Raw genomic sequence first — 20400 nt, 5'->3', positions numbered from 1 at the left:
TAACGTGGCACGGAATTCTTGCTGTTCCGTTAGCTGCACAGCATAAGGGAAACGGTTAATTGAAGCAACGACAGCCCGCAGGGCCGGAGGCAAAATGGATTACGAGAAATTGGTCGCAGAAATGCGGCGGCTGGCATTGGAAGCAGGGGATAAGATCATGGAGATCTACGGTCAGGATAATTTCGAGGTGAAATCGAAATCCGACGACAGCCCCGTCACCGCCGCCGACGAAGCCGCCGATGCGATCATTTCCGAAGGGCTTCGCGCTGCCTTTCCCGATGTCATGCTGGTCACTGAAGAACAGGCTGCGACCCATACCGCCAAAGGCGATACATTTCTCATCGTTGACCCGCTGGATGGCACCAAGGAATTCGTCCACCGCCGCGGGGATTTCACGGTGAACATCGCGCTGGTCGAAGGCGGCGTGCCAACGCGCGGCGTGGTCTATGCCCCTGCCAAATCCCGGATGTTCTTTACCCAAGCCGATGGTCAATCGGTCGAGGAGACGGGCGCATTTGCCAAAGGGCAGGTGGGTGAGACAAAGGCGATTTCTGTCTCTAATCCAGACAATACGGCCCTGATGGTTGTTGCCTCCAAATCGCACCGCGATCAGGCGACCGACGATTACATCGGCAAATACGGCGTGCGGGACATGACCTCGGCAGGGTCCTCGCTGAAGTTCTGTCTGATCGCAACCGGAGAGGCCGATCTCTACCCGCGTTTGGGCCGCACGATGGAATGGGACACCGCCGCAGGCCATGCGGTGCTGAACGGGGCCGGCGGCGCTGTGGTGCGCTTCGATGACCTCACCCCGCTGGCCTACGGCAAGGAAGATTTTGCCAACCCATTCTTCATCGCCCATGCCCCGGGTGTTGAGTTGAAAGCGGGCTGATGTCTGTTCTGATCGTCATCCCCGCCCGCTATGCCTCCACCCGCTATCCCGGCAAACCGCTTGTGGCCCTCACCGGGGCTACGGGGCAAAAACAGTCCCTGATTGAGCGCAGTTGGCGGGCCGCCAGCGCGGTTTCGGGCGTCGATCGTGTGGTGGTGGCCACCGACGACGACCGCATTCGCGATGCTGCAGAAGGTTTCGGCGCCGAGGTCGTGATGACTTCGGAAGCCTGCGCCAACGGCACCGAACGCTGCGCCGAAGCACATGCCGCGCTGGGCGGGGGCTATGACATCGTGGTCAACCTGCAAGGCGACGCACCGCTAACGCCGCATTGGTTCGTCGAAGGGCTGGTGCAGGGGTTGAAAGACAATCCCGATGCCGAGATCGCTACCCCGGTGCTGCGTTGCGACGGTGCCACGCTGAACAGTCTTCTGGGCGACCGTAAGGCGGGCCGCGTCGGGGGCACGACGGCGGTTTTCGGGGCCGATAATCAGGCGCTCTATTTCTCGAAAGAGGTCGTTCCCTATACCCGAAAGCCTTATACAGAGACTGATATGACCCCGGTTTTCCATCATGTCGGTGTCTATGCCTACCGCCCCAACGCGCTGGCGCGCTACCCCAGCTGGCCTGTCGGCCCCTTGGAGCAGTTGGAGGGGCTGGAACAGCTCCGTTTCCTTGAGAATGGCCGCCCGGTGCTCTGCGCCGAGGTTGAGGCCAAGGGCCGCGAGTTCTGGGAATTGAACAACCCCGAAGACGTGCCGAAGCTCGAAGCTATGATGGCGAAAATGGGTCTGGAATGACCACCACCCCCGTCAGTGCCACGCTGGAAAGCGGCGTGCCTGTCAGCATCGTGATCGTCAGCCGGGATCGGCCCGAGGCATTGCGGCGTTGTCTGACGGGGGTGGGGCAGCTTCAATATGCCCCTTTCGAAGTCATCGTCGTGGCCGATCCCGCAGGGATCGCCGTGGCCCGCGACATGGTCTTTGCCGAGGCCCTAAAGCTGGTCACTTATGACAGGCCGAACATCTCTGCCGCGCGCAACCTTGGGATCGCCGAGGCCGCGGGGGAAGTCGTGGCCTTTATCGATGATGATGCCGTGCCAGAGCCGCTGTGGCTGCGCCACCTGCTGGAACCTGCGCAACGGCCCGGCGTCGCGGCGATGACCGGTTTCGTCCGGGGGCGAAACGGCATCTCGTTCCAATACCGCGCGCGCCAACTGAACGCTTTGGGAGAGCCGGAAAACCTTGATGTAGACCCCGAAACGCCCAGCATTCTGCACCCTCCGCCCGGGGGGGCAATCAAAACCGAAGGCACCAATATGGCCTTTCGGCGCGATGTCTTGGTGGAGGTGGGCGGTTTTGACCCGGCCTTTCATTACTATCTCGATGAAACCGACCTGAACATGCGACTGGCGCGGGCAGGCCATGCCACCGCAATCGTGCCGCTGGCCGAGGTCCATCACGGTTTCGCCGCCAATGCGATGCGCAGCGCCAACCGCGTGCCGCGTGATCTTTTCGATATCGGGGCAAGCTGGGCCGTGTTCCATCGCAAACATCTGGCCTCGCAGGACCGTGCCGCGCAATGGGCGTACCTTCGCGCGGCAGAGCGCCGCCGGTTGCTGCGCCATCTGATAAGCGGCGGGTTAGAGCCAAGCGATGTTCCCCGTCTGCTGCGCAGACTGGATGAAGGCCACGCCGAGGGGCTAAAGCGCCCCATCGTCAGCACCACCGTACCGCGCACAACCAACAGCCCCTTTCGCCCCTTTCCCGCCCGCCCGCGGCGCAGCGTGGCGATCTTCACCCGGCCCATAAAACTGGCACGAGACCGGGCAAAAGCTGCAAAATGGGCGCAAGCCGGAGAGATCGTCACCCTGATCAGCCTTTCGCCAACGGCGCTCTACCATCGCGTTGCCTTTGATCCGACCCACGCTATTTGGCTGCAAACAGGTGGAATATACGGAAAATCCGCCCGGGATGACGCGGTTTTTCGCTTAAGGCGGCGGTGTGATCGGCTGAAAAGAGAAGTTAAGCGAGTTGCCAGACAGCGCGGTTTCAGCGATGATCGTAGCCGTTAAAAAGACGCAGGTGGATTTACCGTGGCGTTCTGTATTTTTCGAATAAGTTGTAAGGATTAACATGCGCAAGAAGGTAACAAAGGCGGTTTTCCCTGTCGCAGGTATGGGGACACGCTTTCTGCCCGCCACCAAATCGGTGCCCAAAGAGATTATGACCCTCGTTGACCGCCCCTTGGTTCAATACGCAATCGATGAGGCGCGGGCGGCCGGGATCAAAGAGTTCATCTTCGTGACCTCGCGCGGCAAAGGCGCGTTGGAGGACTATTTCGACCACGCCCCGCAGCTTGAGCAGGAGTTGCGTAAAAAGGGCAAGACAGAGCTTCTTGAGACGCTTCAAAGCACCAATATGGACAGCGGTGCGATTGCTTATATCCGCCAGCATAAGGCGCTTGGGCTTGGCCATGCGGTCTGGTGCGCCCGCCGTTTGATCGGGAATGAACCCTTTGCCGTCATGCTGCCTGACGACGTGATCGCGGCGGAAAAGCCTTGCCTGAAGCAGATGGTCGAAGCCTATGAAGAAACCGGCGGCAGCATGGTCGCCGCAATGGAGGTCGAGCCTTCCCGTGCCTCTTCCTACGGCATTCTCGACACCAGCGAAGAACGCGGCGATATGGTGAAGGTCAAAGCGATGGTAGAAAAACCCGCCGTCGACGAAGCGCCGTCGAACCTTGCGGTGATTGGGCGTTATATCCTCTCGCCGAACGTTTTGAAGAACCTCAACAAACTGAAATCCGGATCGGGTGGTGAAATCCAGCTGACCGATGCGATCGCCCAAGAGATCGAGCAAGGCCGTGATGTCTATGGTTTCCGGTTCCGCGGGCAGCGGTTCGATTGCGGCTCCAAGGCGGGCTTTCTTCAAGCGACCGTGGCCTTTGGTCTCGCCCGTGAGGAATTGCGCGACGATCTTTCGGCCTATCTGCAAAGTATTTCCCAAATCGACCGGGCCGCGCAGTAAGGTCGGGAAAACGCAAAATGGAAAAGGTATTGGTAACGGGCGGAGCGGGCTATATCGGCTCGCACGCTTGTAAGGCATTGAAAGCGGCGGGCTTTATCCCCGTCACATTCGATAATCTGGTGACAGGCTGGCGCGATGCCGTGAAATTCGGCCCCTTTGAGCAAGGCGATCTGCTGGACCGCGCGCGGCTGGATGAGGTCTTTGCGAAACATCAGCCCATTGCGGTGATGCATTTCGCCGCCCTCAGCCAAGTGGGGGAAAGTATGGCGGAGCCGGGGCTTTACTGGCGCAACAACGTCAACGGCTCCCTCACATTAATCGAGGCGGCGGTCGCTGCGGGCTGCAAGCAATTCGTCTTTTCGTCGACCTGTGCGACCTATGGCGATCAGGATAACGTGGTATTGGACGAAAACAGCGCACAATATCCGATCAATGCCTATGGGGCGTCCAAACGGGCGATCGAGGACATCCTGCGCGACTTTGAGGCCGCCCATGGGCTGCAGCATGTCATCTTCCGCTATTTCAACGTGGCCGGTGCGGATCCCGATGGCGAAGTGGGCGAGTTCCATCAGCCAGAGACGCATCTGATCCCCCTGATGCTGGATGCGATTGCCGGGAAGCGCGCTGCGCTGACTGTTTTCGGGGATGACTATGACACCCCCGACGGCACCTGTATTCGGGACTATGTGCATGTCTGCGATCTGGTCGATGCCCATGTTTTGGGTCTGAAATGGCTTCAGGACGGGAAGGGCAGCCGCGTGTTCAACCTTGGCACCGGAAGTGGCTTTTCGGTGCGTGAAGTGCTCGACCATAGCCGCGCTGTGACCAATCAAACGGTGCCCCATGAGATCGGCGCGCGCCGTCCGGGGGATTGTACCAAACTTGTGTCAGGCTCTTCCCGCGCGGAAGAGGAGTTGGGTTGGGCGCCCAAGCGCTCGACCTTGGACAAGATGATTGCAGACGCTTGGAAGTGGCACCAGACCGGCCATTACGATGGCTGAACCCGCCGCGCGACTCTTGGACCTGACGCGCAGTTTGCGTCGGGTCGGGCGGGGCGCGACGGGGGTTGATCGGGTCGAACTGGCCTATCTCGCACATCTTCTGACTGGTGACGCGCCGCTCTATGGAGTGGCGCGTACGGCTTTGGGCTATGTCTTGCTGGACCGTGCTGGGATGCAGGGCTTTCAAGATCGCCTTGAAGGCCGCGTTCCTTGGGGGCGGGCAGACCTTCTGTCGCGCTTGCCACGGGGGCGTAGTGTGGCTCTAACGCGGGCGGAAAGTGACCTCAGGCGCTTGGCGAGGGGACGGTGTCTGCCTGCCGGGTTGCCCTCACTGCTTGCGCGGCATCTGCCACCGGGCTTTGCCTATCTCAATGTTGGCCACAGCAACCTGACGGACCGGGTTCTGGGCGGCGTGAAAAAGGCGCAGGGCCGGATTGCGGTTCTTATCCATGACGTGATTCCGCTAGACCATCCGGCCTACCAGCGTCCCGGCACGGTCGCGCCGTTTCGGGCCAAGATTGACCGGGTGTCTGCGCAGGCCGATCTGGTGATCTACAACTCGCAGGACACGCGCCAGCGCAGCGAGGCGCAGATTCGGGGACGGATTCCCCCTGCCGTTGTCGCGCATCTGGGTCTCGACCTGCCCGCGCCCGATGGCGGTGAACTGCCTGCGGGCCTGCCGCCAAAGCTTCCCTTTTTTGTCGTTGTAGGCACCATTGAGCCGCGCAAGAACCATGGTTTCTTGCTGGACCTATGGCAGCAGATGGGCCCTAACGCGCCGCTGCTGCTGATCTGCGGCGCTCGGGGGTGGAACAACAACGCGGTCTTTGACCGACTTGATCGGCTGCCTGCGGGCGGCCCTGTGCGCGAGTTCTCAAGCCTCAGCGACGCCGGATTGGCCGCATTGGTGCAGGGTGCAGCGGGGATGCTTTTTCCCAGCCACGCAGAGGGGTTCGGCCTGCCGCCCGCCGAGGCGCTGAGCCTTGGATCGCGTGTTTTATGCAACGATTTACCAGTCTTGCACGAGGTCCTAGGCGACAAAGCCGTTTACGCGGCCCTGAGCGAGCCCTATTCATGGATCAGAACAATCGAAGAATGGGCCGCATCTGTGCCAGACCCGCGCCCCGCGACGACTTTTATCGCGCCAACATGGGCCGAACACTTCAAGACCGTGTTAAAGTCGACGTGATAGCGCGGTAGAGAAGCGGTCAGATCCGATAGGTAAGGGGCGGTTTGGGCTTAATTCAGTCATATCGATTGCGGCTGCAACGCAAGCGCTGGCGCATCCGCGCCTTCCGCAAACGCCGCGAGTTGACCCGCGTGGCGAACCGCACCGCCCAGATCAAACGCGACGATATCCTTGTGTTCTGCACGCAGCGCAACGAACGCATCCGGCTGCCCTATTTCCTGAAATACTACCGTGAGATGGGCGTCGGACACTTCTTCTTCGTCGATAACGACAGCACCGACGGTTCGCTCGACTATCTTGCCGAGCAACCCGATGTGTCGGTCTGGAGCGCCAAGGCCAGCTACAAGCGCGCGCGCTTCGGCGTCGACTGGCTGAACTGGCTGCAGATGAAATACGCCCATGGCCACTGGGCGCTGACGGTCGATCCCGATGAATTTCTGGTCTACCCCTTTTGCGACACGCGGCCCCTGCGGGCGCTGACTGATTGGCTTGATGCGTCGTCGATCAAAAGCTTTTCCGCGATGCTGCTGGATATGTATCCCAAAGGGCGGCTGGACGAAGAACCATACCAAGCGGGCCAAAACCCGATTGAGATTTCGTCGTGGTTCGACAGCGGCAATTACACCATTTCGCGCAATCGGCGGTTTGGAAACCTCTGGATTCAGGGCGGGCCACGGGCGCGGGTGTTCTTCCCCGATGAACCCGCCAAGGCGCCGGCGCTGAACAAAGTACCGCTGGTCAAATGGGACCGGCGCTATGCCTATGTCAGCTCAACCCATACGCTGCTGCCGCGCGGGCTTAATCAGGTCTATGACGAATGGGGCGGAGAGAAAGCCTCGGGCGTGCTGCTGCATGCCAAATTCCTCGACACCTTCGGCGCCAAGGCGGCGGAGGAGTTGCAGCGCAACGAGCATTACGCGGCTTCGGTCGAATACAAAGCCTATGCCGCGCAGCTAAAGGACGACCCGCAGCTTTGGTGCAAATGGTCAGAACGCTACATCAACTGGCGGCAGCTAGAGATTCTAGGCCTCATGTCGAAAGGGAACTGGGCATGAGCGTCGGGATCGTCATGCTGGTGCACAACGCTTTTGATCGGGCCGAGCAGGTCGCGCGCCATTGGGCCGCTGCAGGCTGCCCGGTGGTGATCCACATCGACAAGGCCGTGGCCCGGCGGGCGCATGATGCTTTCGTGGCGGCACTCTCTGACCTGAAGGATGTGCATTTCAGCCCCCGCAAACGCTGCGAGTGGGGCACTTGGGGGATCGTTGCCGCCTCGCAGGGGGCGGCGGAATTAATGCTGTCGCGCTTTCCCAAGGTGGCTCATGTCTATCTGGCCTCGGGTTCCTGCCTGCCGCTCCGCCCGGTGCAGGAATTGATCGACTATCTTGGGGACCGCCCGCAGACCGATTTCATCGAAAGCGCCACCACGGCGGATGTGCCCTGGACGGTGGGCGGGCTGGATGAAGAGCGGTTTACCCTGCGTTTCCCCTTCTCTTGGCGGCGCAATCGCTATCTGTTTGACCGCGCGGTCGAGGTGCAGCGCCTATTACGGTTGAAACGCCGGATGCCGCGCGGGATCGTGCCGCATATGGGCTCGCAATGGTGGTGCCTGACCCGGCGCACCCTGTCGGCGATCCTGCAAGACCCCGACAGGCCGACCTACGACAAGTTCTTTCGCCACGTCTGGATCCCGGACGAAAGCTATTTCCAGACCCTTGCACGGCTCTATTCCAGCAAGATCGAAAGCCGCTCGCTGACCCTGTCCAAGTTCGATTTTCAGGGCAAGCCGCATATCTTTTACAACGACCACCTGCAGCTATTGCGCCGTTCGGATTGCTTTGTGGCGCGCAAGATTTGGCCCCACGCGGACAGACTCTATGATGCCTTCCTGACCGACTCTGCCGGTGCGATGAAAAAGACCGAGCCGAACCCCGGCAAGATCGACCGCATCTTTGCCAAGGCGGTAGAGCGGCGCACCCGTGGCCGCGCCGGGCTTTATATGCAAAGCCGTTTTCCCAACAAGGATTGGGAGAATGGTGTCACCGCCGCGCCTTACTCGGTATTTCAGGGTTTCACCGAGATCTTTGAGGATTTCGAACATTGGCTGAGCCGTGCCAGCAGGGCCCGCGTGCATGGGCATCTCTTTGCCCCTGACCGTGTGCATTTTGCTGAAGGCCAGACCACGCTGAACGGTGCCTTGTCGGACAACCCGGTGCTGCGCGATCACAATGCCAGCGCGTTTTTGACCAACCTGATCTGGAATACCCGTGGCGAACGCCAGTGTTTTCAGTTCGGCCCAATGGACAACCAAGACATCAATTGGCGCATGGCCAGAGACCCTAACGCACAGATTTCGGTCATCACAGGTGCTTGGGCTGTGCCACTGTTTCGCTCAAACCTTGATTTTGCTGATATTCGACGTCTTGCTGCAAAGCTGCAAAAAACGGAAAGCACGCATTTGGATGTGCTGCGTTCACCCCATGCCAAAGCGCGCGTGCGGATCTGGACGATGTCTGAATTCATCGAAGCGCCGATGGAGCCTTTACAGGGCATATTGGACGAGATTGGCCGTACACGTCTGCGCCGCCTGTCAGAGGCGCCGCGCATGGTAGACCTGAATGGCTTTGACCAATTCCTGCAGAACCTTAAGAACCAAGGCATGCATCCCTATCTGGTGGGGGATTTTCCCGTCTCCCGCGGAGTAACTGGCGATGCCAAACCCTCTCCCAAACCCTATCTGGTGAAATAACCCCATGAACGACAAATTCGACAGTTTCGTGGTCTTCGCCGAGATGCGGACCGGGTCTAACTTTCTGGAAGCGAACCTGAATGCTTTTGCGGGTATCGCTTGTCATGGAGAGGCCTTTAACCCTTTCTTCATGGGCTATCCCAAAAGTGAGCCGATCCTTGGCGTCGATCAGGCCACGCGGGACGAAAACCCCAAAAAGCTACTGGCGGCGATCCGAGGGCAGCAGGATGCTTTGGGCGGTTTTCGGTATTTCCACGATCATGACCCGCGCGTCTTTGATACCATTATCAAAGACCAGCGCTGCGCGAAAATCGTGCTGACCCGCAATCCGGTCGACAGCTACGTCAGTTGGAAGATCGCGCAGGCGACGGGGCAGTGGAAGCTGACCGACATGAAGGCGCAGAAGGTGGCGCAGGCGGTTTTTGACGCCGATGAGTTCAGCACCCATCTGGATGCCTTGCAGCGCTTTCAGATCACCCTGCTGAACCGCTTGCAGACTTCGGGCCAGACGGCGTTTTATGTAGCCTACGAAGACCTGCAAAGCGTTGAGGTGATGAACGGCCTTGCACGCTACCTCGGTGTGGATGAGCAGTTAGAGGCGCTGGACAAGAACCTCAAGAAACAGAACCCCAGCCCGATCTCGGCCAAGGTCAGCAACTATGACGAGATGCTGGAGGCGCTGGCGCGGTTGGACCGTTTCGACCTAACACGCACCCCCAATTTCGAGCCCCGGCGCGGGCCGAACGTGCCCTCCTACGTGGCGGCGGCGACCAGCGGATTGATCTATCTGCCGATCAAATCCGGGCCGCAGGATCAGGTGCTGGATTGGCTGGCCGCCCTTGATGGTGTCCCGCGCGAGGCGCTGCGCGATAAGATGTCGCAAAAAGAGTTGCGCCAGTGGAAACGTAAAGCGCCCGGCCATCGTGGCTTTACCGTGCTGCGCCATCCCGCCCGACGGGCGCATGATGCTTTTTGCCGCCACATCCTGACCACCGGCGAGGGCAGCTATCGCCAATTGCGCAACACGCTGATGCGCCGCTACAAGATGCCGCTGCCCAAGGACGGCCCCGATGCAGCGCATGACCGGGATGCGCATCGCACTGCCTTTGTCGCCTTTCTGAAATTTCTCAAAGGCAATTTGGCCGGTCAGACGTCGATCCGGGTGGATGCGGCATGGTGCTCTCAGGCCCAAGCCATCGCGGGGTTCGGAGAGTTCTGCCTGCCGGATCGCATCATCCGCGAAGAGGAACTGGCCAGTGAACTGCCCGCTTTGGCCGCGGGCCAAGGTCATGTGACCACCCCCGCCGTGCCTGCGGCGGCGGAACCCGGTCCTTTCACGCTGGCCGATATCTATGACGATGAGATCGAGGCGCTGACGGCGGATGCCTATCAAAAAGATTACATGACGTTCGGCTTCACCCGCTGGCGCTGAGTTGGCGGTGGATTGACCTTGCCGGGTTTGGCGTAAACTGGAACAAGGATGCATCCTGAATGCATCGCCAAAGGTCGCGCCGTCCGTGAGTTTCCTGTCAGTCACCTCTGTCCCGACATTGCGCTGGAGTTCGCCCAAGGCGTTCACCCTCAAGCCGCCTTTTGCCTCGATGGTGTTTCTGATCCTCGGGCTGGTCATGTTCGGCTTGGGCGAGGCGCTTTTGGTCAATGCAGGCGTCGGTGTCAGCCCTTGGACCGTCTTTGCCGAAGGGGTGACCAACATCACGGGTTGGAGCCTTGGGCTGGCCACGTTCCTTATCAGCGCCACGGTGCTGCTGCTTTGGATCCCGCTGCGCCAGACGCCGGGCATCGGCACCATTCTGAACGCGGTGATCGTAGCACTGGTGTTGGAATATGCGTTGCCGATCCTGCCGCGGTTTGACAGCTATCTGGCCAATGTAATGCTGGCGCTGACCGGCGTCTTCGTGACCGGCTTTGGCGGCGCGATCTATCTTGTGGCCAACCTCGGCCCCGGCCCGCGCGATGGGCTGATGACGGGGCTGCAGCGGGTGACGGGCAAGCCCATCGCGCTGGTCCGGATGAGCATCGAATTGTCGGTCGTGGCGATTGGCTGGGCCTTGGGCGGGACGCTGGGCCTTGGCACGCTGCTTTTCGCGGTCGGCATCGGTCCGGCCATGGCGATTGGGATGCAGATTCTGCAACTGCGCAGCGTGGCGCGCTAGGCAGCAGCGCCCGGGTTGCGGTAGGTGGCCCGTCTAAAAGGCTGAAATCCGCTTTTTCCCGAAACGACCCTACCGCATACTGCGGTATACCGTCGACCTTCGCCGCCTCTTCCGCTATCAGGGCAGCAAATGCAGCAATTTGGAGCAATCATGTCCGATATCATCTACACCAAAGTTGACGAAGCGCCGGAGCTGGCCTCTGCGTCGCTGTTGCCAATCATCAAGAAATTCGCCGAAGCCGCTGGTGTGAGCGTCGGCACGAAAGACATCAGCCTTGCGGGCCGTATCCTCGCGACCTTCCCCGAGCATCTGACCGAGGCGCAGCGCCAGTCCGACGATCTGGCGGAACTGGGCCGTCTGGTAAAGACGCCCGAAGCGAATGTCATCAAGCTGCCGAACATCTCTGCCTCCGTGCCGCAGCTGGTCGCGGCGATCAAAGAGCTTCAGGCCCAAGGCTATGCGCTGCCCGACTATCCAGAAGAGCCCAGCACGGACGAAGAAAAGGCCGTGCGCGCCAAATATGATGGCATCAAAGGGTCGGCTGTGAACCCGGTCCTGCGCGAAGGCAACTCTGACCGCCGCGCAGCCAAGGCTGTCAAAAGCTTTGCCCAGTCCAACCCGCACCGCATGGGCGACTGGCAGTCGGACAGCAAGACGCATGTATCGTCGATGTCCGGCAATGACTTCTTCTCGAACGAAGTGTCGGCCACGCTCGACAAAGCCTCCGGCGCGAAAATCGTGCTAGCGACCGCGGATGGTGAGAAGGTGCTGAAAGACGGGCTTGAGTATCCTGCGGGCACCGTGGTTGACGCGACCTTCATGAGCGCCGCGGCCCTCAAGGACTTCCTCAACACCCAGATCGAGAAAACCAAAGAAGACGGCATTCTCTTCTCGCTGCACCTCAAGGCCACGATGATGAAGGTCTCTGACCCGATCCTTTTTGGCCACGCGGTCAAAGCCTATCTTGCACCGGTGTTTGAAAAGCACGGGCAAAAGCTCAAGGAACTGGGTGTGAACCCCAACTCCGGCCTTGGCGACCTGCTGGAGCGCGTGAAAGGCGAGAGCGAGATCATGGCCGACATCGACGCCTGCATGGAAGACCGTCCGCCGATGTATATGGTCGATTCCGACAAGGGCATCACCAACCTGCATGTGTCCTCCGATGTGATCATCGACGCCTCCATGCCCGCGCTGATCCGCGCTGGCGGCAAAGGCTGGGGCCCAGACGGCAAGGAACACGACGCCAACTGCGTGATCCCCGACAACTCCTATGCGCCGGTTTACGACGAGGCGATCAACTTCTTCAAAGAGAACGGCAAGCTTGATCCGGCAACCGCAGGCACGGTTCAGAACATCGGCCTGATGGCGCAAAAGGCCGAGGAATACGGCTCCCACCCCACCACGTTTGAACTGGCCGAGGCAGGCACCGTCAAGATGATCCTCGACGATGGCACTGTGCTGCACCAGCACAAGGTCGACGCCGGTGATATCTGGCGCTCTTCCTCCGCACGCAAGGCACCGATTGAGGATTGGGTGAACCTCGCCATCTCGCGTCAAAAGGCCGAAGGCTGCCGGGCGATCTTCTGGCTGGACGAAAGCCGCGCCCATGACGCCGAACTGATCTCCTACGTGAAGCCGATCCTTGAGGCCCAAGGCGTGGCCGATAAGTTCGAGATCATGGCCCCCCGCGAAGCCACCCGCGCCTCGCTTGAGACCATCACCAAAGGCGAGAACACGATTGCCATCACCGGCAACGTGCTGCGCGATTACCTGACCGACCTCTTCCCGATCTTGGAATTGGCGACCTCTGCCAAGATGCTGTCGATCGTGAAGCTGATGAACGGCGGCGGTTTGTTTGAAACCGGCGCGGGCGGTTCGGCCCCCAAACACGTGCAGCAGTTGGTTGAGGAAAATCACCTGCGGTGGGATAGCCTTGGCGAGTTCTGCGCGCTTGGTGAAAGCCTGATGTTCCTCGCCGACGCACGCGGCAACGAGAAGGCGCGCGTGTTGGGCAAAGCGGTCGAGACCGCGACGCAGGGCATCCTCGACCACGGTCGTTCTCCTTCGCGCAAGGTGGGTGAGCCCGACAACCGCGACAGCCACTATTGGTTCGCGCGCTATTGGGCCGAAGCGGTGGCCGCGCAGGGTGATGACGCAGGGCTCGCCGCAGAGTTCGCCCCCATCGCCAAAGAGCTTGCCGCTAAGGAAGCCCACATCCTCTCTGAGCTTGCGGCGGCCCAAGGTGCTGCTGTCGATCTTGGTGGTTACTATCACACCGACGCGAACAAAACTGCCCGCGTGATGCGCCCCTCCGAGACGCTGAATGGCATCATCGGGTAATTAGCCTGATATAAACAAAACCGCCGCGTAGCTGTCTGAGCTACGCGGCGGATATCCGTTTCAAGAATTTGAGCAGAGCGAAAGCGCGTCTTTGCGCCTGCCTACTTCCCCCCTTTAAAAATCCAGGTTCTCGACGCTCAGCGCGTTTTGCTGAATGAACTCGCGCCGTGGCTCGACCACATCCCCCATCAGCTTGGTAAAGAGATCATCCGCTTCGGCCATGTCCTCTACGCGGACCTGCAGCAGCGTGCGTGCATCGGGGTCGAGGGTGGTTTCCCACAGCTGATCCGGGTTCATCTCGCCCAGACCTTTGTAGCGCTGCAACGACAGGCCCTTTTCGCCTTCGGCGAGGATCGCGCCGAGCAGGTCCATGGGGCCATAGATCATCTGGCTGCGGTCTTTGCGGATCAGCTTGGCGGGCTGGTCATAGACATCTTGTAGGTGCTGGGTGAAGCTGCCGGATTTCTTCGCCTCGCCCGACCGCATCATGCGGCCATCAAGCGTGCGCACCTCTTCGACGCCGCGCAGGATGCGGGCGAGGCGGATGCCGTGATCTTGGGTGATGCGGCCCTGCCAGCCACGCTCGTATTCCAGCGCGATCAGGTTCAGACGGTCGGCGACCTTGTCGGCCACGCCTTGCAGGTCGCTGTCCACCGCGCCATCGACAAAGGCCCCGGCGATGGCGGCCTGTTCAAGGATATGGCGCGGGTAATGGGTTGGGAAGGCTTCCAGCACGCGCTTGAGTTGGCGCGCCATGTCGACCACGCGGGTGAGGTCTTGGCCGGTGATCTCTTCGCCGTTGCCTTGGCGCAGCATGGCACCGTCGACGCCCTGCTGGATCAGATATTCCTCCATTGCGGCCTCATCCTTGAGATAGACCTCGGACTTGCCGCGCGACACTTTGTAGAGCGGCGGCTGCGCGATGTAGAGGTGTCCGTTCTCGATGAGTTCGGGCATCTGGCGGTAGAAGAAGGTCAGCAGGAGCGTGCGGATATGCGCCCCGTCGACGTCGGCGTCGGTCATGATGACAATCTTGTGGTAGCGCAGTTTGGAGAGGTTGAACTCATCCCGCCCGATGCCAGTGCCGAGCGCCATGACAAGGTTGCCGATCTCTTGGCTGCCGAGCATCCGGTCGAACCGGGCGCGCTCAACGTTGAGGATTTTACCTTTGAGCGGCAGGATCGCTTGGGTCTGACGGTCGCGTCCGGTCTGGGCAGAGCCGCCGGCGCTGTCCCCCTCGACGAGGAAAACTTCGGTTTTAGAGGGGTCTTTCTCCGAGCAGTCTTTGAGCTTACCCGCGAGGAAGTTCACATCCATCGCCGTCTTGCGGCGGGTCAACTCGCGCGCCTTGCGAGCGGCTTCGCGGGCCTGTGCGGCCTCGACGATCTTGCCGACGATCTGCTTGGCCTCGTTGGGGTTCTCTTCGAACCACTCGGCGAGCTTTTCGTTCACCAGACCTTCGACAGCCGGGCGCACTTCGGAAGACACCAGCTTGTCCTTGGTCTGCGAAGAGAACTTTGGGTCCGGCACTTTGACGGATAGCACGCAGGTCAGGCCCTCGCGGGCGTCGTCACCGGTGAAGTTAATCTTCTCCCGCTTGGCGATGCCGCTGGTCTGGGCGTAGCTATTGATCGTCCGCGTCAGCGCGCCGCGAAAGCCCGCCATATGGGTGCCGCCATCGCGCTGTGGAATGTTGTTGGTGAAGGGCAGTACGTTCTCATGGTAGCTGTCGTTCCACCACATCGCCACTTCGATGCCGATGTCGTCACGCTCACCGGTGATAAAGATTGGCTCGGGCATGACCGAAGACTTGTGACGGTCGAGGTATTTAACAAATTCTTTCACCCCGCCTTCGTAGAACAGCTCCGTCCGCAGCGGCTCGACAGGGCGTTCATCATTGAGGATGATCCGCACGCCGGAGTTCAGAAAGGCCAGTTCGCGCAGGCGTTTTTCCAGCGTTTCGAAACTGTATTCGAGGTTCGAGAAAGTCTCGGTCGAGGCCATGAAGCGGACCTCGGTGCCGGTGCGGTCCGTCTCGCCCACAACTTCGAGGTGCTTGGTGGTGAAGCCGCCTTCAAAGCGGGCGATATGCTCCTTGCCCTCGCGCCAAATGCGCAGTTCCAGCCAGTCCGACAGGGCGTTCACAACCGAAACGCCAACCCCGTGCAGACCGCCTGAGACCTTGTAGGAGTTGCTATCGAATTTGCCGCCCGCGTGCAGCTGGGTCATGATGACCTCGGCGGCGGAAACGCCTTCTTCCTCGTGGATGCCCACCGGAATCCCGCGCCCGTTGTCGCTGACCGAGACGCTGGAATCCTCGTGAATTGTGACCGTTACCGCGTCGGCATGACCGGCCAGCGCTTCATCGATGCCGTTGTCCACGACCTCATAGACCATGTGATGCAGGCCCGAGCCGTCATCGGTGTCCCCGATATACATGCCGGGGCGTTTGCGAACAGCCTCCAACCCTTTGAGAACCTTAATGGAATCGGCGCCGTATTCCTGTGGTGTCTGCGCGGTATCGGACATGCGGAAATAACCCTTCTCGTTTGCCCGATTTATAGTGTTTTCGCCCGGCATTGTCACGCGAATGACACAAGATTTTGTGTCAGGTGAAGGGGATGATCAGCCCCACGAAAATGAGCATCCCGCCCGAGATCAGATTGATCCGCCGCAGCGTGCGCGGGGCGGTCAGAAAGCCGCGCAGGCGGCCCACCAGCAGCGCGATCACAAGGTTGCCGATAAGCGGCACGATGACCGAGGCGGCGAGGATCAGCCCGATGTCGGGGCCGGTGACTTGGCGCAGATCAAAGAAGCCGGGCAGCACGCCCATGTAGAACAGGACCGCCTTGGGGTTGCCAAGGATCGCCACCAGCCCCGCGACGAAACCGGACCACATCCCGGGCCGGGTGAGGCGGCTGTCGGTGCTGATCTGCGTACCCGCCTGACGGATCAGGCCGATCCCCATGGCGATGAACACCAGCGCCGCGGTCCAGCGCAGCACCTCCATCACCGTGTCAAATGCCGAGACGATCCATGTGATCCCCAGCACCGCCACCAGCGGCCAAAGCATGTCACCAATCGCCACGCCGAGCGCCAGCGGCCATGCCGCCTGAAACCCGCCCGAAAGGGCACGGGCCATCATTGCCAGCCAAACCGGGCCGGGGGTGAGGAACAGGATCAAGAGCGCGCCGCAGTAAAGCAGCAGATCGGCGGGGGTAAGGGTCACGGTCGCCGCTCCACCTGCGAAAGGCCGTCCTCTTCGGTGACCTCAACATATTGCGCCCGCGCGCCAAGGCTTTCGAACAGTTCAGGCCCGGTGCCGGTCATCCATGCCTGCGCGCCAAGCGCGGTGATCTCGTCGTAAAGCGCCGCGCGGCGGCTCGCGTCGAGATGGGCGGCGACCTCGTCCAGCAGCAGCAGCGGCGGCGCGCCGAAGTCGGCGGCGATGGCGCGGGCATTGGCAAGGATGAGCGAGACCAGCAGCGCCTTCTGCTCTCCGGTGGAGCAGTCCCGCGCGGCGATGCCCTTGGCGGCATAGGTGCCCTCCAGATCGGCGCGGTGCGGGCCGATGAGCGTGCGCCCGGCGGCAAGGTCGCGCATGCGGTTGTCCGAGAGCGCAGCGCGCAGGGCATCGGCGCTCTCGGGCATGTCGTTCAGCAGCGACAGGGTCGCGATGGGGAAAGCAGTCTGGGCCTCTGCCTGCGCCGCCTCAAGGGCTGCCAGCGCCTGTAGGCGGTTGGCGTGAATCTGCGCCCCGGTTTCAGCCATGCGGGTCTCAAGCGCTGTGTACCACGCAGGCTCGCGCACCATGTCCTTGAGCAGCCGGTTACGCTCGCGCATGGCTTTCTCGTAGCTCAGTGACAGGTCCGCATGATCGGGCAGCATCGAAAGCGTCACCCGGTCAAGAAAGCGCCGCCGCCCCTCGGCGCCTTCGATCCAAAGCCGGTCCATGGCGGGGATCAGCCAGAGCACGCGGGCAATGCGACCAAGCGCCGTTTGTGCGGACGCCTTGCCGTCGATCTTGGTCTGCCGTGCAGCGCCCGCTTCGGACCAGATGTCGACCTCATGCAGCACCGTGGGGCCGTGCAGCAGCCCGGTCACCTTCCAGCCCAAAGCCTCGGGCCGCCGTGCCATATCTTGCGCGCTGGTGCGGCGCAGCCCGCGACCCGGCGACAGCAGCGAGATCGCTTCGATGACATTGGTCTTGCCCGCGCCATTGGGGCCATAGAGCGCGACGGGGCGCGCATCCACGTCGATCACCGCCCGGCGGTGCGAGCGGAAATGCGAGAGGCCGAGGTTGGAAAGATACAGTTGCGCCATTCAGACCCCGTTTTCTTTGAAAGAAAACGGCGCGGGAATTTCAAAAATTCCCGCCCAACTCACACGCGCATCGGCATGACGACGTAAACCGCCGACGTATCATTGCCTTCGCGCATCAGGGTCGGGTCGCCAGAGGAGTTGAACAGGAAGACGGCGTTCTCGCGGTCCACTTGGCTTGCGATCTCAAGCAGGTATTTGGCGTTGAAACCAATCTCCAGCCGCTCGTCGGCATAGGCCACGGCCAGCTCTTCTTCGGCGGCGCCGCTGTCAGGCGCGTTGACGGACAGCACCAGACGGTCTTCGTCCAGTTGCAGTTTTACGGCGCGCGAACGCTCGGAACTCACGGTCGCCACACGGTCCACCGCACGGGCGAAATCGGCAGCGTCGACTTCCATCTTGCGGGTGTTTCCCTGTGGGATCACGCGGGTGTAATCGGGGAAGGTGCCGTCGATGACCTTGGAGGTCAGGGTGATGGCGGGGGTGGCGAAACGGATCTTGGTCTCTGACACGGACACCGCGATTTCCATCTCGTCATCATCCAGCAGCTTGCGCAATTCGCCCACGGTCTTGCGCGGCACGATGACGCCGGGCATCTCGGCCGCACCCTCGGGCATCTCGGCGTCGATCCGGGCGAGACGGTGACCATCGGTCGCCACGCAGCGCAGGGCCTTGCCGCCTTCGGCATCCGCGATATGCAGGTAAACACCGTTCAGGTAATAGCGCGTCTCTTCGGTGGAGATGGCAAATTTCGACTTGTCGAACAGGCGGCGCAGCACCGGGGCAGGGGCCGCGAAGTTCGAGGCATATTCCGAGGACGCCATCACGGGGAAGTCCTCACGCGGCAGGGTCGCCAGCGAGAAGTTCGAGCGGCCCGCTTCAACAGTCAGACGGCCAGCGGCGGTATCGGCGGTTAGGCTGATCAACGCGCCATCGGGCAGTTTGCGCACGATTTCATGCAGCAGCGTGGCCGAAACGGTGGTGGCGCCAGCGCGCTCAACCTGCGCGGCGACCTTGTCGACCACTTCGATATCCAGATCGGTGGCGCGGAAGGAAACATCGCTGCCCTCGGCCTCGATCAGCACGTTGGCGAGGATCGGAATGGTGTTGCGGCGCTCGACCACGGATTGGGCTTGCGAAACGGCCTTGAGCAGTGCCGCGCGTTCGATGCTGAATTTCATATGCCTTCTCCCATACCGATTGCCGGGAGAGGCAAACTACCCGGTTCCCACGCTTACACAAGAACTTTTGTGGCTTTGTTTAAGTGAATGCAAGAGGGGCGCAAGCTGCGCCCCCGATCGCTGTTTAACCGTGTCCTGAGGACAACCCCTCAGGCCGCTCAGCTTAGGATTCGAGCGCCCGGCGCAGCAGTTCCAGATCCTCGGCGATCTGCCCGTCCGAGACCTTGAGCTCTTCGATGCGGCGCACCCCGTGCATGACGGTGGTGTGGTCGCGCCCGCCAAAGCGGCGGCCGATTTCGGGCAGGGAGCGGCTGGTCATCTGCTTGCACAGATACATCGCCACCTGACGCGGGCGGGCATAGCTGCGCAGACGCTTGGGGCCGATCATGTCGCTCAGGCGGATGTTGTAGTGATCCGAGACCTTACGCTGGATTTCCTCGACCGAGATCTTGCGCTCGGAGGCGCGCAGCACGTCGGCCAGACAGTCCTGCGTCAGGCCCATGTCGATCTCACGGCCCACGAGCGAGGCGAAAGCGAACAGACGGGTCAGCGCGCCTTCGAGCACGCGGACGTTCGAGGTGATGCGATGCGCCAGAAATTCCAGCACGCCATCGGCCACTTCGAGGTCCGGATAGGTCTTGCGCTGCACTTCGACCTTGCTTTGCAGAATGCCGAGGCGGAGTTCATAGTCCGTCGGGTGCAGGTCAACGATCAGGCCGCATTGCAGACGCGATTTGACGCGGTCTTCGAGGTCTTTGATCTCCCCCGGTGCGCGGTCGGCAGAGATGATGATCTGTTTGTGCTGGTCCACAAGCGCGTTGAACGTGTGAAAGAACTCTTCTTGTGTGGAATCTTTGCCCGCGATGAACTGCACGTCATCGACCATCAGTACGTCGACCGAACGGAAGATCTCTTTGAAGTCCATCATCTTGCGGTCGCGCAGCGCCTGAACGAAACGGTACATGAACTGCTCAGCCGAGAGGTAGAGCACATTCATCTCAGGCTTACGCGCGTGCAATTCGCGCGCGATGGCGTGCATAAGGTGCGTTTTACCCAAACCAACGCCGCCATAAAGGAACAGCGGGTTGAAGGTGACCGGGCCGCCTTCGGCGACGCGGCGGGCGGCAGCGTGGGCCAGTTCGTTGGGCTTGCCGACAACGAAATTGTCAAAGCTGAAGCGCGGGTCAAGCGGGGCGGTGCTCAGCTGGGTGTTGGCGGCGGGTTTCACGGCAGCCGTGGTCTGACGCGCAGCCGGGGCAGGCTTTTCGGCGGCAGGGCTGGGTTGCTGATTCAAGGCAAAGTTCAAACGGGTGGCATCGGTGCCCGCCGTGTTGATCTCATGCAGGATCAGATCCGAGAAGTTCTGGCTGACGTAGTTCCCAAAGAAATTTGTCGGCACTTTGAGTGTCACGATTCCGTCTTCAACAGCGCCGGGCACAAGCGGTTCAATCCAGGTGGTGTAGTTGTTCTGCCCCACCGTCTTTAGAAGCCGCTCTTTGATCTCGCCCCAGTGATCTAATGTCAT

Annotated in this window: 16 protein-coding genes; 11 read left to right on the top strand and 5 right to left on the bottom strand. The window is 60.9% G+C overall.

Going from position 1 to position 20400, the window contains the following annotated elements; genetic code table 11:
• Positions 1-94: 94 nt before the first annotated feature.
• The 11 genes from cysQ (at position 95) to T8A63_RS00030 (ending at position 13374) form a co-directional block, all read left to right on the top strand.
• Entirely contained in the window at positions 95-892 is a 798-nt protein-coding gene (cysQ, locus tag T8A63_RS00080) for a 3'(2'),5'-bisphosphate nucleotidase CysQ (RefSeq protein ID WP_322344631.1), read from the top strand.
• On the top strand, positions 892-1692 hold the full coding sequence (locus tag T8A63_RS00075) for a manno-octulosonate cytidylyltransferase (protein WP_322344630.1): 801 nt from the start codon (positions 892-894) through the stop codon (positions 1690-1692). The genes cysQ and T8A63_RS00075 overlap by 1 nt, the downstream gene beginning before the upstream one ends.
• Positions 1689-2966 (top strand): glycosyltransferase family 2 protein, encoded by a 1278-nt coding sequence (locus T8A63_RS00070; protein WP_322344629.1) that lies wholly within the window; start codon positions 1689-1691, stop codon positions 2964-2966. The genes T8A63_RS00075 and T8A63_RS00070 overlap by 4 nt, the downstream gene beginning before the upstream one ends.
• 61 nt (positions 2967-3027) lie before the next feature.
• Positions 3028-3921 (top strand): UTP--glucose-1-phosphate uridylyltransferase GalU, encoded by an 894-nt coding sequence (gene galU, locus T8A63_RS00065; protein WP_067916371.1) that lies wholly within the window; start codon positions 3028-3030, stop codon positions 3919-3921.
• Positions 3922-3938: 17 nt separating this feature from the next.
• Positions 3939-4922, top strand: a complete 984-nt coding sequence (gene galE / locus T8A63_RS00060) for a UDP-glucose 4-epimerase GalE (protein WP_322344628.1) — start codon at positions 3939-3941, stop codon at positions 4920-4922.
• Positions 4915-6111: a glycosyltransferase family 1 protein gene (locus tag T8A63_RS00055; protein ID WP_322344627.1), complete on the top strand. Its 1197-nt coding sequence runs from the start codon at positions 4915-4917 to the stop codon at positions 6109-6111. Before galE ends, T8A63_RS00055 begins: the two co-directional genes overlap by 8 nt.
• A 68-nt stretch (positions 6112-6179) precedes the next feature.
• Complete coding sequence (locus T8A63_RS00050) at positions 6180-7166, top strand: glycosyltransferase family 2 protein (RefSeq protein ID WP_322344626.1); 987 nt, start codon at positions 6180-6182, stop codon at positions 7164-7166.
• Positions 7163-8860 (top strand): beta-1,6-N-acetylglucosaminyltransferase, encoded by a 1698-nt coding sequence (locus T8A63_RS00045; RefSeq protein WP_322344625.1) that lies wholly within the window; start codon positions 7163-7165, stop codon positions 8858-8860. Before T8A63_RS00050 ends, T8A63_RS00045 begins: the two co-directional genes overlap by 4 nt.
• A gap of 4 nt (positions 8861-8864) precedes the next feature.
• Entirely contained in the window at positions 8865-10292 is a 1428-nt protein-coding gene (locus T8A63_RS00040) for a nodulation protein NodH (RefSeq protein ID WP_322344624.1), read from the top strand.
• 85 nt (positions 10293-10377) lie between these two features.
• A complete protein-coding gene (locus T8A63_RS00035) occupies positions 10378-11034 on the top strand; it encodes a hypothetical protein (protein ID WP_322344623.1) in 657 nt (218 codons plus the stop codon).
• A 150-nt stretch (positions 11035-11184) separates the two neighbouring features.
• Entirely contained in the window at positions 11185-13374 is a 2190-nt protein-coding gene (locus T8A63_RS00030; RefSeq protein ID WP_322344622.1) for an NADP-dependent isocitrate dehydrogenase, read from the top strand.
• Positions 13375-13488: 114 nt separating this feature from the next.
• Here T8A63_RS00030 and gyrB read toward each other — a convergent pair whose 3' ends face one another.
• From gyrB to dnaA, 5 genes are all read right to left on the bottom strand, one after another.
• Positions 13489-15903: a DNA topoisomerase (ATP-hydrolyzing) subunit B gene (gene gyrB, locus T8A63_RS00025; protein ID WP_067627027.1), complete on the bottom strand. Its 2415-nt coding sequence runs from the start codon at positions 15901-15903 to the stop codon at positions 13489-13491.
• A gap of 79 nt (positions 15904-15982) precedes the next feature.
• Complete coding sequence (locus tag T8A63_RS00020) at positions 15983-16603, bottom strand: LysE family translocator (protein WP_067940379.1); 621 nt, start codon at positions 16601-16603, stop codon at positions 15983-15985.
• The gene (gene recF, locus T8A63_RS00015; protein WP_067940382.1) at positions 16600-17697 is read right to left on the bottom strand and encodes a DNA replication/repair protein RecF; all 1098 of its coding nucleotides are present in this window, start codon (positions 17695-17697) and stop codon (positions 16600-16602) included. Before recF ends, T8A63_RS00020 begins: the two co-directional genes overlap by 4 nt.
• A gap of 59 nt (positions 17698-17756) precedes the next feature.
• The gene (dnaN, locus tag T8A63_RS00010; RefSeq protein WP_067622958.1) at positions 17757-18875 is read right to left on the bottom strand and encodes a DNA polymerase III subunit beta; all 1119 of its coding nucleotides are present in this window, start codon (positions 18873-18875) and stop codon (positions 17757-17759) included.
• 163 nt (positions 18876-19038) lie between these two features.
• Positions 19039-20400, bottom strand: a complete 1362-nt coding sequence (gene dnaA / locus T8A63_RS00005) for a chromosomal replication initiator protein DnaA (RefSeq protein WP_067622961.1) — start codon at positions 20398-20400, stop codon at positions 19039-19041.

The organism is Sulfitobacter sp. OXR-159, from assembly GCF_034377145.1.
Classification (GTDB): Bacteria; Pseudomonadota; Alphaproteobacteria; order Rhodobacterales; family Rhodobacteraceae; genus Sulfitobacter.
The sequence above is the reverse complement of the archived record's forward strand: the minus strand, read 5'-3'. Positions and strand labels throughout refer to the sequence as shown.

Excerpts from the sequence above, each read along its gene's own strand:
- dnaN (WP_067622958.1), bottom strand. The coding sequence starts at position 18,875 with ATGAAATTCAGCATCGAACGCGCGGCACTGCTCAAGGCCGTTTCGCAA.
- T8A63_RS00075 (WP_322344630.1), top strand. The coding sequence starts at position 892 with ATGTCTGTTCTGATCGTCATCCCCGCCCGCTATGCCTCCACCCGCTAT.
- T8A63_RS00045 (WP_322344625.1), top strand. The coding sequence starts at position 7,163 with ATGAGCGTCGGGATCGTCATGCTGGTGCACAACGCTTTTGATCGGGCC.
- T8A63_RS00055 (WP_322344627.1), top strand. The coding sequence starts at position 4,915 with ATGGCTGAACCCGCCGCGCGACTCTTGGACCTGACGCGCAGTTTGCGT.
- galU (WP_067916371.1), top strand. The coding sequence starts at position 3,028 with ATGCGCAAGAAGGTAACAAAGGCGGTTTTCCCTGTCGCAGGTATGGGG.
- cysQ (WP_322344631.1), top strand. The coding sequence starts at position 95 with ATGGATTACGAGAAATTGGTCGCAGAAATGCGGCGGCTGGCATTGGAA.
- gyrB (WP_067627027.1), bottom strand. The coding sequence starts at position 15,903 with ATGTCCGATACCGCGCAGACACCACAGGAATACGGCGCCGATTCCATT.
- recF (WP_067940382.1), bottom strand. The coding sequence starts at position 17,697 with ATGGCGCAACTGTATCTTTCCAACCTCGGCCTCTCGCATTTCCGCTCG.
- T8A63_RS00040 (WP_322344624.1), top strand. The coding sequence starts at position 8,865 with ATGAACGACAAATTCGACAGTTTCGTGGTCTTCGCCGAGATGCGGACC.
- galE (WP_322344628.1), top strand. The coding sequence starts at position 3,939 with ATGGAAAAGGTATTGGTAACGGGCGGAGCGGGCTATATCGGCTCGCAC.
- dnaA (WP_067622961.1), bottom strand. The coding sequence starts at position 20,400 with ATGACATTAGATCACTGGGGCGAGATCAAAGAGCGGCTTCTAAAGACG.
- T8A63_RS00030 (WP_322344622.1), top strand. The coding sequence starts at position 11,185 with ATGTCCGATATCATCTACACCAAAGTTGACGAAGCGCCGGAGCTGGCC.
- T8A63_RS00070 (WP_322344629.1), top strand. The coding sequence starts at position 1,689 with ATGACCACCACCCCCGTCAGTGCCACGCTGGAAAGCGGCGTGCCTGTC.